Consider the following 11494-nt stretch of genomic DNA (forward strand, 5'->3'; position numbering starts at 1 on the left):
GGTAGATGAAGAAGGCACCGTTTCCAGTTTCTGAAGACCAACAGACGGCGATCTCCCCGACGCTGGAAGATGTCGCACGCAGTGCCGGCGTTTCAACAGCAACCGTGTCTCGATGCCTGAACAACCCGTCGGTCGTCTCGGAAAAGACCCGCAAAAAGGTTCTCGATGCGGTCAAAGCCCTTGGTTACACGCCCAATTTTGGCGCGCAGGCCCTGGCGGCCAAACGCACAAGAACATTCGGCGCCATCATCCCCACGATGGAAAACGCCATCTTCGCGCGCGGCCTTCAGGCCTTCCAGGAAGAACTTCAGCGCCATGGCATAACCCTGCTCGTCGCAAGCTCTTCCTACAATCCCGAACTCGAAGAAGAACAGATCCGCAGCCTTGTTGCACGCGGCGCCGATGCCCTGCTGCTTATCGGCTTTGACAGAACCCCACAGGTCTACGAGTTCCTTCAGAAACAACAAATCCCCAGCGTGGTCGCATGGGTCTACGATCAGGAGAACGCGCAGCTTTCGATCGGGTTTGACAACCGCAAAGCCATGCAAGACCTGGCCGAACAGGTTTTGGACATGGGACATCGCACGATGGTCTTTGTCACCGCCGACCTGAACGGCAATGACAGGGCGCGACTGCGGTGCGAAGGCGTCAAACAGGCGATGCTGTCCCGCGACGTTGATCCAAACAGCCTCCACGTCATCGAAACCCCCTACTCTATCGCCAACGGCGCGCGGGCTTTCGAAGATGCCATGCAACTGACCCCCAGGCCCACGGCGATTATGTGTGGCAACGACGTGCTCGCCGCCGGCGCTCTGATTCAGGCCCGGAAAATGGGCATCAAGGTGCCGGAAGACGTTTCCATCACCGGCTTCGACGACATTGAAATTGCCGAAATCGTGACCCCGCCCCTGACAACGGTCCATGTCCCGCACCGCAACATGGGCAAGGGCGCGGCCCGCTTGCTGGTCGCCCTGCGCAAAGGCGAGAATCCCGGCCCCAGCGTGGAACTGGACGCCACGACCACGATACGTGACTCGCTCGGCCCCGCCCCTTAGGCGCGGAACCACAAGGAAGACCGCAGCCAACGAAGCGAAAGCGTGGTTCTTCAGCTCACGTCATTGCCCCGCAAAATCCGAGAGCAGCTGATTGAACACCTCGGCACGTTCGATGTTAACCAGATGACCAGTCCCGGGAAAGCGGTGCCATGTGGCATGGGGCAGAATATCTTGCAGGAAGGCATTGGTCTCCCCGACAAGGTAATAGTCCTCGTCTCCGGTTACCAGCAGCACCGGCCGATCGAAGGCTTTCAAACGCTCGGTATCCTCGAACAGCGAACGCCGGCTCCAATGTACGGTCGAAAGCACATGCACCGCCCCTGAAGCAGACTGACCTCGCAGGTTGTTCGCGTAGATGGCCCAATGCTCCGGCTGATTTTTCTGAAAACTCTGATAGGCAGGATCGTCTTCCAGCACCTCGACCGCGCCCTGTCCGCCCCGTGTCTCACGCAAGGCGACCTCATGGCCGATCCAGGTCTCGCGGTAATGCACACGCTCAGCCTCATCACGCGGGCCGGAACTGTTGCCGACCAAGGTCACGCCAAGGACGCGATCGGGGTAGGTCAAAGCGAAATCCAGGCTGGTAAAACTGCCCATTGATGTGCCGACGACATGAGCACGTTCCACTCCCAGATGATCCATCAACGCCAGCACATCGCCAGTCGAAAACGTCTGACCATAACGGGCCCGATCCTCTGGTATGGCTGAAGGGTGGAAGCCACGCGCACTGAAGGTGATGCAACGAAACTTTTGCGCCAGCACCGGAACCTGCAAATGCCAGCTGCGATAGTCGCCGCCAAATTCGTGAACAAAAAGGATCGGCGTGCCAGCCCCCGTGTCTTCGTAATACAGGGTCAGTCCGTCAGCGGATTGAAATTCAGGCATAGTGGTATCCTGATTGAGGGCGCTCAGCGGCTCAGGGCCGCGACGGCGTCGGTGTCATAGCCCAGTTCGGCAAGAACTTCGGCCGTGTGCTGGCCCAACTCAGGTGCCGGACTTTCCTCAAAGTTCCGATCCGCAACTGGATTTCGCGCAAAGCGCATGTCGCGTCCGTTCGAAGTCACCGTCGAAAAGGCCGCATATTCTTCTGACAGAGGACTGTCGGCGATCGTCTGGATCGTCTCGACGACCGAACAGGGAATACCATTGTCGATCAATATCTTCGTCCAATGCGACGAGGAATGCTGTTTCAGATGTGCGCCAAGCACATCATCCAAATCATCCCTGTTGGCCAAACGCGCTTCATCACCTTGGAAACGGGGATCTTTTAGCAGCTCGAGATACCCGATTGCTTCGCAGAAGCGTGGCCAATCCTTATCGCTGCCCAGACCGATGACAATGTCCCTATCCGCAGTCGGATAAGGCTCGAAGGGAGCCATTGAGGGGTGGCGTGATCCAATCGGTCCGGGCACGATGCCCGCGTTCAGATAGCGCGCAAAGGCATTCTCCAGACAGACCCATTGGCAGGCCAGCATTGAGACATCAAGATGGCTTGTTTCGCCTACTCCCTTGGCGTCGCGTTCATAAAGACGTTGCAGGATACCGATGGTGGTAAACAGCGCGGCGGCAATGTCGCCGACGGAGAACCCTACGCGAGTTGGGTCCCCCCCCAACTCGCCATTGATGCTCATCATACCGCTCATCGCCTGCACAACGATGTCATAGGCCGGACGGTGCGAAAGGCTACCGGTCTGGCCAAAGCCGCTTATCGACGCAGAGATCAGGCGCGGGTTGATGCGCTTCAGATCGGCGTCTCCGCAGCCCAGCCGATCACGCACTCCGGGTCGCATGTTTTCAACAAAGACGTCTGCGGTCGCCAAAAGCTTGTGCAGCGCCTCCTTGCCTTCCTCAGTCTTCAGATCCAGTTTCACCGAACGTTTGTTGCGATTCAGCGAAGCAAAATAGAGGCTGACGTTGTCTTCGAAAGGCGGCGTCGTGCGCGCCAGATCACCGTTCGGGTTTTCCACCTTGATCACATCGGCCCCAAGGCTGGCCAGCAGCCATGTGCAAAACGGGCCGGACAGAACCGACGTCATGTCGACTATGCGGATACCTTTCATGCGGCACCTCTCAGCATGGATTTCAGAGTTTTCAGATGCGTACGGTCAGCAGCGCAGGCCGTCGCACTTAGATCACGGCAAGTTTGTTCAAGCGCCCCGCGATCAACCATGCGGTCTGCGAGGCCCCAGGCGATGGCCTCGTCTGCCATCACGCTGTCGCCTCCCAGCAGGATCGTCGCGCTGCGCCCTGCGCCAATCAGCGCCTGCAAGCGGTCAACGTCATATCGCCCGGGCAACACGTTGTTCTTCAGCACTGGATAGGAAAAACGCGCCTCGGGCACGCAGACTCGGATGTCGCACCCGAGCGCAAGCGTCAACCCGCCGCCCATGCAGGGGCCGTTGATTGCTGCGATGGTCAGCATGGGAACCGCATGCAAAGCGCGGGCCATCTCGTCCCAAGGGTCGGGGCCGTCCTGTTTGTCATGAAGCGAGTTCAGATCTGCCCCTGCGCAGAACACCCGTCCCCCTGTACCTGTGATAAGGACTGCGCGAAGGTTTGCATCTTCAGCGGCCCCCCGAAAGACGTCACGCAGGACAACCAGCATCTCGGTGGTGAGCGAGTTGGCCTTGTCGGGACGGTTGATCGTCACGATCAGCAGCGCACCCTCTCGAGTGGTCTGAATCAGATCGGTCTTCGTCATTCACGATACTCCGGCACAGTGCGCTCCAGCATGCGCATCAACGACGGCCATTGTACACCGCCATGAGGGCCGTTTGCAGGCGCCCCCCAGTCATGCAGCGCCGCCATGGCATCGGGGGTGATTTCAATCGGACGATCGGTCCCCGCCAGAATATCCACCTGTATCTTGCAGGCCATTTCAAGATAGTAATGATACTGAAACGCCTCTGCTGCCGTGCGACCAACCACAAGCAATCCGTGGTTTTGTAGCAGCATGGCATAATTGTCGCCCAGATCCCGCGCCAGCAGCGCGCCTTCGTCGGCAACGGCGGTCGAGTCCTGATAAGGGTGACTCGACAGCGTCCCCAGAACAAAACCTGCATGTTGAGACAATGGCAAAAGCCCCCCGGGCATCGCCGAGACCGCCACCCCGGCCCGGGTATGACTGTGGATCACGAAGTTCACCTCGGGCCGCGCGCTCAAAATACCCGAGTGGATGATATGCCCCGCAAGGTTGACGATCCGCCCGCTGCCCGGTTCATCATCCACCGCATGCCCATCAAACGACATGCGAGTCAGGTTCGATGCTGTGATCTCGTCAAACATCAGGTCATGCGAATTGAGCAGGTAATGCTCAGGATCATCAGGTAGTCGTGCCGAAATGTGAGTAGAGGTCAGATCGGTCCAGCCATAGTGATGCGCCAACCGATAGAGCGCAGCCAGTTCCCGGCGAATGGCACCCGACATCAGCTTTCCCCCAAAGCGTCGCGGTAGAGATTGTGGAAATGGCGCAAGCCAACCTCGCTCATCGCGCCACAGCCGTCACCGATCACATAGGGGCCGGGCTCAAACGCGCGGCTTTGCATGCCTTTCTGGATTTTCGACACCACCACCTCGTCCTCGGCACCGGTGGTTTCCTTGTGTTTTTTTGCCAGCGCGACCACATCCTCATCGGCAATGTCGCCAGACGAGAACCAACGGTAACGATAGATCGTTTTGTTCCAGGCTACCGGCAGGAACTGGCGAATGGTGAAATATCCGCCGGGATAGCAGCACATCGACACATTCGGGAAAATCCAATAGGCCCCATAATCCCCTGCCCGTGCGCTGGCCGTCACGTCGTAATCATACTGTTTTTCGTTCTGCGTCTGCGCCTTGCCATCGTGCCAGATCGTCTTGCCCTTTGGGATGGTTGTGTACCCTTCCATCGCTAGCACCCCGTGTGTCAGCGAACTCGCGTGTACGGTGGGGCAGTGATAGCATTCGTTGTAGTTCTCGACCGAGAGCTTCCAGTTGCTGTCATGTTCAATCTCGGTCTCGCAGACGAACTTCAGCTTGGTCGGGTCCGGGTGAAAGCTGAGCAGGTTGTCACGGTATTCTACCAATTCCGGTCCCATAGGGGCAGCGTCCTCGTCAAGGTTGACGAAAACGAAACCGCAGAATTCCTCGACCCTGATAGTCCGCAAGTTGATCTGATCACACGTCAGGCCGTCGCTTTCCACGGACCCTGGCGCACGGCGCAATCTTCCGTTCACTTCGTAAGTCCAGGCATGATATGGACAGACCAACACTCGCTTACCCTTGCCAGCGCCCTCGACCAACGGATGACCACGGTGGCGGCAGATGTTGTAATAAGCCTTGATTTCGTCTTCTGGCGTGCGAATGACAAAGATGTCCTCGTCCACAATCGTGAATGTCTTAAAGTCTCCGGGTTCTGCGATTTCCGACACATGACAAACGCACTGCCACGTGCGAAAAAATACCTTTGTCTTATCGACTTCGAAGAAGTCGGGCTGTGTATAGTAACGCGCTGCCAATGGGGTGTTTCGCGACATCCTACCTCCGCTTCCGCCGGGTCGGTCGAGCCTCGGCGCATTGCATGATCCTTTAAATCGAAAACCTGCCTTGCGGATACTGCTTTGCATAGATTAAAAGTCACTAATCCTAGGATAACTTGAAATTACCCTAATCATGCCGGATCGCACCGATCAGATACCTTTGGGGGCCGTGCGAACCTTTGTGACGGCGGCCCGGTTCCAGAATTTCAAACGCGCTGCGAACGAATTGGGCGTGACCCCGACCGCCATCAGTTCCCAGATCAAAACGCTGGAACTGTTTCTGGGTTGTGCCCTCTTTGATCGCAAGGCGCAGTCGGTCAGCCTGACCGAGGCCGGACGCCAGTTCGCCAAGGCCTGCGATGACATCTTTGCCCACCTCGACAAGGCGGTTCAGGACACGCGCCAGACCGCAACCCGAACCTCGATCACCGTCGGCGTAGGCGCACTGATCGGATCGCAATGGCTCTCCAAGAGGCTGTTCAGCTTCTGGCAGCGTTTTCCCGAAACCGGCCTTCACCTGCAATATTCACCGGGCGGCGTTGAGTTTTCGGACGGGCAGACGGACATGATGCTGGCCTGGGGCGACGGGCGCTGGCCGGGATTGGTGTCCGAGCCCCTTCTGCAATTCGAGACTTCGCCTGTCATCGCCCCTTCCATGCTGCCCGGTGACACCAACGCACCTCCCCTCCACCCCAAGGATCTGCTGGCTTTGCCGCTCCTGCATTGGAAGGACCAGTTCGACTGGATGGAATGGTTTGCCGCCATGGGTGTCGATACAGGCGACCGCCTGCCGGGTGTGGTGATCGACGATTCCAGTGTTCTCCTGAGGGCAGTATTGTCTGGTCAGGGCGTTTCGCTTGGCCTGCTCCCCCTTATCCGAAGTGAGTTGCAATCCGGCCAGCTCGTCCGCCCCTTCGATCAAGCCTTCCACCCCTCGCGATCGTATCACCTCGTCTACCCCCCGGAAGCACTAAAACAAGCACAACTAAAGGCCTTCCGCGACTGGGTCGTCGCCGAAGCAGGCTTGAACGTTTAGCGAGGTGGTGTTGCAAGACCACTTCAAACTCGTCTCAGCTAGGGCGGCGCAATATCCTTAGTGGGCGCAACCACCGCGCCTCTCGGAGAGTGCTACGGCCCGGTTCTATTTGAAATTTGGTCTCGAGATATAATGTAGTTCCGAAATAAAGAGGTTTTAGACCAAGGAAAAAGCGGGGCAAATTTCTACAAGTTTCGCATGTACCTAAAGCGTCGAATGGCCCACTTTCTTCATCGAAAGGGCAAATTTGAGTTCTCAGCGCGATTGTTCTGCCAACGACCCGTATCCTGTTTATCAGCATGGCTAATCTCCTGCATCGCAGCACCATAGGAACGAAGCCTATCGGTCACGGTCACTCCGGGCCGGACATGCCTGCGCATCGCTTTCTTTGGGAACTTCAGCGCCGTTTTCTTATCCCTCGACTTTGTAACGAAACCTTCAAGCACTTCCACTTCGTGATCCACGGCCCACCTCATCTAAAGTCCCTTTTGCAGTGTCATTGAGACTCACGATATCGGCAAGATCCGCAAACCCCGTCGCAGTTTTTGGTAGTTCTGACCCTTCAGTTCGCAAGGAAACAGCCCAGGCGCGGAAACATTCAATACTGCTAGGCTTCCTGGTTCAAAATCAGCTCGGAAATGAATGATGCTCTTTACACAGACAATTTCACATTCATAGGGGTCCACTCCAAAATGGGTGAAAAGGGCGCGATCGAGGCATTGGGTGCGTTCCGAGCTAACCACTACAAGAATTTCGCGGCCTTCATTTTCAATTGCCAAAAGACAACTCGGTCCGATTTCCGCAATACTGCCAGCGTACATTTCGCCGGTATAAGGAATACGCCCATCGCTGAGCGCACGGACTTTGAAATGGCCTTTGAAGGGCTGGTCCCCTACAATCCCCGAGCGCCCTCCCAAACCACCATGAAAATCCCCTCCGACACCAAACTCATGGGCCTTGGCACAAATCTCGGCATCACACATTATCCCGAGAATGGCCTTGTGAGCGCCTGCACCTGCCAAGGCACGCAAAAGTCCTGTTGTATCAGAACTCGCCCCTGCCCCGGGGTTGTCTTGTACATCTGCAAGAACCACCGGTCCTGAGCCAGTCATCGACATCGCACTGCGCACTGCTTCGTCTGCAGACAATAGCGAGGTATCAAAGGCGGCTTCGCTTTCAATGAGCTGCTGAAAAAGCGCTTGAAGCATTTCCTCGGCACGGTTGCGGGTCTCTGCATAGGCGACGACAGAGGGGCCACAATCGGGGACATCCGCGGCGGTAAAACCCATGGCGAGTTCAATGTACTCGGTGCTGGATGCGGGTATGTCTGCAACCGCTTGATAGAGCGACTTACAGGGTTCGGCCCCAGTGTTTAACGCATGAAGGGGTACCAGGAACGGCGCTTGTTGAAACGCGACCGTGCGCGAGCAACCATCCAACGTGCGCAAGACCTCGACAAGACATCGGGCACCGGTTTCGCCCATATCCAGATGGGGATTGGTGCGGTTGATCGTAATCACCGTGGCGAGGTCGACAAGTTGGTGAGACAGGTTTGCATGAAAGTCGAGACTGACACCAATGACCATATCCGGACCCGTCATCTTGCGGATCCGAGACAACAACTCGGCCTCACCATCGTCGTAGCTATCCGTCACCATCGCGCCGTGCAAATCCAGATAGACAGCGTCCAATGGACCGGCCGCCTTGAGTCCGGCCAGGATCGTTCCCGAGATCTGGTCGAAGGCTTCATCCGTCACCGGGCCACTGGGCTCTGCGGCACACCACAGGATTGGAATGACCTCGACGTTGCCTGCCTCTTCCGCCGCACGAACCGCACCCGCAATAGGCAGGTTCATACCGCGCGAACCGTCCACCACTTTTTGCCCCTGCAAAAGGCCGGGCCAGCTGTCGGCCACTTCAAACTCTGCAAGACCGGCATGAGACGGTGCAAAGGTGTTGGTTTCATGTTGAAACCCAGCAAAAGCAATCCGGCGTCTCGTCATTTTCCCAGAACGTCTTCCAGGATTTCTCGCAATTTGTCCGCGACCACACCGGGTTGATGTCGGGCCATGGAAACGTGGCCGAGACCAGGGATCTCATGGAACACACCATTGGGGGCGATATCTGAGACAACCTTGCACATTGAAGGCGCAGTTTGGACGTCTTCGGAAAAGCTGATGACATGCATCGGAACCGGACAGGTCCTGAGCCCTTCCCGACAATCGAAGTCCAGGCAGGCCTGCCATTGGTCAATCAGGTCCTTCGGATCACGGTTGGCAAAACGCGTGGTATAGGCAGGCTTAACCTCTGCCCAGAGTTTTGGATCATGCAGCGCCTTAGCGGGAAAGGCAAAAGCCGCATAGTGCGAGGCCAGAAAGTAGTCTGGCAGCACAATGCCATCGCGGCGCAGATCGATCTCAGCCTGCATCCAGTCACGAGTGAAACCGTCGATATAGGCGGCCGTGCCCATGGGAATGGCAAGTTGAACTTTGTCCGGAAAATCAATCGCGACCTGCTGGGTGACCAGACCTCCAAGTGACAGGCCACAGACAACTGCTTTCCCGCCGCAAAAGGCATCAATAACTGCGGCACAATCTCGGGCGAAATCCGCCATGGTCCAGGGTGCCGAAGGCGAGGTCGTCTCGCCTGCGCCGCGCGGATCATAGGAGATACAGCGGAACCGTTCGGTCAACCGGGCGAACTGTTGAGAATACCCTTCGGCAGTTTGATCTCCGCCGGGGATAAAGACGATATCCGGGCCTTCACCTTCGGTCACAACACGCATCGTGACACCGTCAACGGTCAGCGTATGGGTTTCAGCTCCGGGGCCGAATTCGGGAAATGCACTCATGATTTTCTCCAGTTACACGAGATCGCGCGGGACATCCTCGCGCCATTTGCGTTCCGCTACAATTCCATCCTTGTCGAAAGCTTTCAGGCTAGCTTCGACACGCCAGACATCGGCCAGGGCCTGCACCGCGACTTGTGTCTGAACCTCCGCCTGCCAATCACCTCGGGCGTAGGATTTGGTCCATTTCTGGATGCCCGCAGCAGAGTTGGGATCACGTGGATGGATTTGGTAGGTCTCACGATTGGTGTAATGCACCGTGATGCCTGTATGAACATGGGTCTCGGCGCCAGTGTTCGCGATACGCTCGAATGTTTCGACACCGGTGATACAATCAATCGTCCGGAGCCGTTGATACTCGCCTTTGGAAATCACCTCTGTCTGCATGGGAGCCGCACTTTCCGGCGGCAGGAAAGGGGTGAGCGACGCATCGATCTCTCGGGCATCACGGATCGGTAGATCAATGCGGGCGTTGTTGAGAGTCAGTGTGCCGTCTGTCTGCGAAGGCCAGATAACCGGCCAATAGGCCGTTGCAAGCGAAAGCCGCAGGCGCTGCCCCTTGGCAATACGTTGACCGCATACATTGAGTTGCACAGTGGCCGGAACGGATTGCCCCCGTGGCATCGGTTCCGGATGCGCATGACTATTGCGGTGGGTCAGGTTCAGCACGCCGAAACTGATCAGCGTGGCGCTACCGTTTTCGTTAACCGCGGACAAGGTAACAGCGATGTTTGCCTGGGGCGCGTCGCTGGAGAAATCCGCATGGAACATCGGGAACCCGAGAAGGTCAATATCCTCTTCGAATGGGGCCGTTTCGAAACTTGTCATCAGCCCGGCCTCGCCATTCTGGTCAAGCGGGCCATCCGGATCCACGCCGTAAAGGCACCAAGTGCCGGACGTGGCTCCGGCTGTCTGAGGCGAGTTGAGGGTCAGTGTTGTTCCGGTTGGCGTATCGGAAAGGAGCCGCCCGCCGGGATATAGCGAATGCGTCCTGAGACCTGCGCCCTCCCAGCCCGGTTCGGCGACCCAACGGCCCGGGCGTTCCTCGAAATGGGGCGCAGGATTAGCGGGTTCCTGTATCCAGGCGCGCAACTCGGGTTCGTCCATGATGCCTGTGTCGGCACCTTTCAGGTGCTGATCCCACCAGCGCAGACATTCTTGCAAGAAACCGATACGCGGACCCGGTTTGGCAAAATGCGGATACTTGTGGGCCCACGGGCCGACCAGCCCTTTCTTGACTCCTGGCAGGTGTTCGAGGGTGCGGAAAACCGCGTTGGTATAACCGTCAGCCCAGCCACCTACCATGTAGACCGGCACTTCGATGTCACCGTAGTTCTCACACACGGAGCCGTGACTATAGAGGTCGTCGCGACGCTGGTGGCGAAACCAATCAAGCATCCACAACCCGTTGTTTTCGAGACGCTCCTTCCACATGTCTCGCCAGCGATCTGCACCAACGATTTCCGGATCGGGAGGTGTATTGGCGATGGCAAAAGCCGTGGCGCCCCAATTCAGCTTGTCACACAGCAACGCGCCACCCATGAAATGGATGTCGTCCGTGTAGCGGTCATCCGTTGAACACAGGGAAATCACCGCACCAAGGGCGGCGGGACGGCGGGCTGCAACTTGCAAACCATTGAAGCCGCCCCAGCTGATGCCGATCATGCCGACCTTGCCGGAACACCAGGGTTGGCTAGCCAGCCACTCGATAATGGCCAAGGCATCATCCTGCTCTTGCAGCAGGTATTCTCCAAGGCAGACGCCTTCGCTATCGCCAGTGCCGCGCATATCGACCCGCACCCCTGCGTACCCATGTCCGGCAAAGTAAGGATGCGTAAGCGCATCCCGTTCCACGGTTCCATCTCTCTTGCGATAAGGCAGATATTCAAGGATCGCCGGCACCGGATCATCCTCGGCATCTTCTGGTAACCAAATGCGGGCCGCCAGCTTGGTTCCATCCGGCATCGGAATCCAAGTGTTTTCAATCTCGCGCACAATGCGGGGAAACTCGGTTTTGATATTTATGTCGTTCATGAGG

At 57.3% G+C, this 11494-nt stretch carries 11 protein-coding genes and 1 pseudogene; 2 read left to right on the forward strand and 10 right to left on the reverse strand.

The window, feature by feature from the left end:
* Nucleotides 1-5: 5 nt before the first annotated feature.
* Nucleotides 6-1055: a LacI family DNA-binding transcriptional regulator gene (locus NNA36_RS15110; RefSeq protein ID WP_255108518.1), complete on the forward strand. Its 1050-nt coding sequence runs from the start codon at nucleotides 6-8 to the stop codon at nucleotides 1053-1055.
* Nucleotides 1056-1115: 60 nt separating this feature from the next.
* On the opposite strand, the gene NNA36_RS15115 is transcribed toward NNA36_RS15110, so the two are convergent.
* From NNA36_RS15115 to NNA36_RS19995, 6 genes and pseudogenes are all read right to left on the reverse strand, one after another.
* Nucleotides 1116-1940 carry an alpha/beta fold hydrolase gene (locus tag NNA36_RS15115; protein WP_255108520.1) on the reverse strand — a complete coding sequence of 275 codons (825 nt, stop codon included), beginning with the start codon at nucleotides 1938-1940 and terminating at the stop codon, nucleotides 1116-1118.
* A gap of 23 nt (nucleotides 1941-1963) precedes the next feature.
* Nucleotides 1964-3115 carry a CaiB/BaiF CoA-transferase family protein gene (locus NNA36_RS15120; protein ID WP_255108522.1) on the reverse strand — a complete coding sequence of 384 codons (1152 nt, stop codon included), beginning with the start codon at nucleotides 3113-3115 and terminating at the stop codon, nucleotides 1964-1966.
* Nucleotides 3112-3756, reverse strand: a complete 645-nt coding sequence (locus tag NNA36_RS15125) for an enoyl-CoA hydratase/isomerase family protein (RefSeq protein ID WP_255108524.1) — start codon at nucleotides 3754-3756, stop codon at nucleotides 3112-3114. Before NNA36_RS15125 ends, NNA36_RS15120 begins: the two co-directional genes overlap by 4 nt.
* Nucleotides 3753-4481, reverse strand: coding sequence for a class II aldolase/adducin family protein (locus NNA36_RS15130; RefSeq protein WP_255108526.1), 729 nt, complete (start codon nucleotides 4479-4481; stop codon nucleotides 3753-3755). The genes NNA36_RS15125 and NNA36_RS15130 overlap by 4 nt, the downstream gene beginning before the upstream one ends.
* On the reverse strand, nucleotides 4481-5131 hold the full coding sequence (locus tag NNA36_RS15135) for an RHO alpha subunit C-terminal catalytic domain-containing protein (RefSeq protein WP_255108528.1): 651 nt from the start codon (nucleotides 5129-5131) through the stop codon (nucleotides 4481-4483). Before NNA36_RS15135 ends, NNA36_RS15130 begins: the two co-directional genes overlap by 1 nt.
* Before the next feature lie 114 nt (nucleotides 5132-5245).
* Nucleotides 5246-5659, reverse strand: a pseudogene (locus NNA36_RS19995) (aromatic ring-hydroxylating dioxygenase subunit alpha); the annotation flags it as partial.
* A 46-nt stretch (nucleotides 5660-5705) separates the two neighbouring features.
* On the opposite strand from NNA36_RS19995, the gene NNA36_RS15140 reads away from it, so the two are divergent.
* Entirely contained in the window at nucleotides 5706-6608 is a 903-nt protein-coding gene (locus tag NNA36_RS15140; RefSeq protein ID WP_255108530.1) for a LysR substrate-binding domain-containing protein, read from the forward strand.
* Between the two features lie 230 nt (nucleotides 6609-6838).
* On the opposite strand, the gene NNA36_RS15145 is transcribed toward NNA36_RS15140, so the two are convergent.
* Genes NNA36_RS15145 through NNA36_RS15160 form a run of 4 tightly spaced genes read right to left on the reverse strand, consistent with a single transcriptional unit; the run spans nucleotide 6839 to nucleotide 11490 of the window.
* On the reverse strand, nucleotides 6839-7072 hold the full coding sequence (locus NNA36_RS15145; protein WP_255108532.1) for a transposase: 234 nt from the start codon (nucleotides 7070-7072) through the stop codon (nucleotides 6839-6841).
* 42 nt (nucleotides 7073-7114) lie between these two features.
* Entirely contained in the window at nucleotides 7115-8611 is a 1497-nt protein-coding gene (locus NNA36_RS15150) for a M81 family metallopeptidase (RefSeq protein WP_255108534.1), read from the reverse strand.
* Nucleotides 8608-9459: an alpha/beta fold hydrolase gene (locus NNA36_RS15155; protein ID WP_255108536.1), complete on the reverse strand. Its 852-nt coding sequence runs from the start codon at nucleotides 9457-9459 to the stop codon at nucleotides 8608-8610. The genes NNA36_RS15150 and NNA36_RS15155 overlap by 4 nt, the downstream gene beginning before the upstream one ends.
* 12 nt (nucleotides 9460-9471) lie before the next feature.
* On the reverse strand, nucleotides 9472-11490 hold the full coding sequence (locus tag NNA36_RS15160; protein ID WP_255108538.1) for a CocE/NonD family hydrolase: 2019 nt from the start codon (nucleotides 11488-11490) through the stop codon (nucleotides 9472-9474).
* Nucleotides 11491-11494: the final 4 nt, after the last annotated feature.

Source organism: Shimia sp. CNT1-13L.2 (assembly GCF_024331145.1).
GTDB lineage: Bacteria > Pseudomonadota > Alphaproteobacteria > Rhodobacterales > Rhodobacteraceae > Shimia.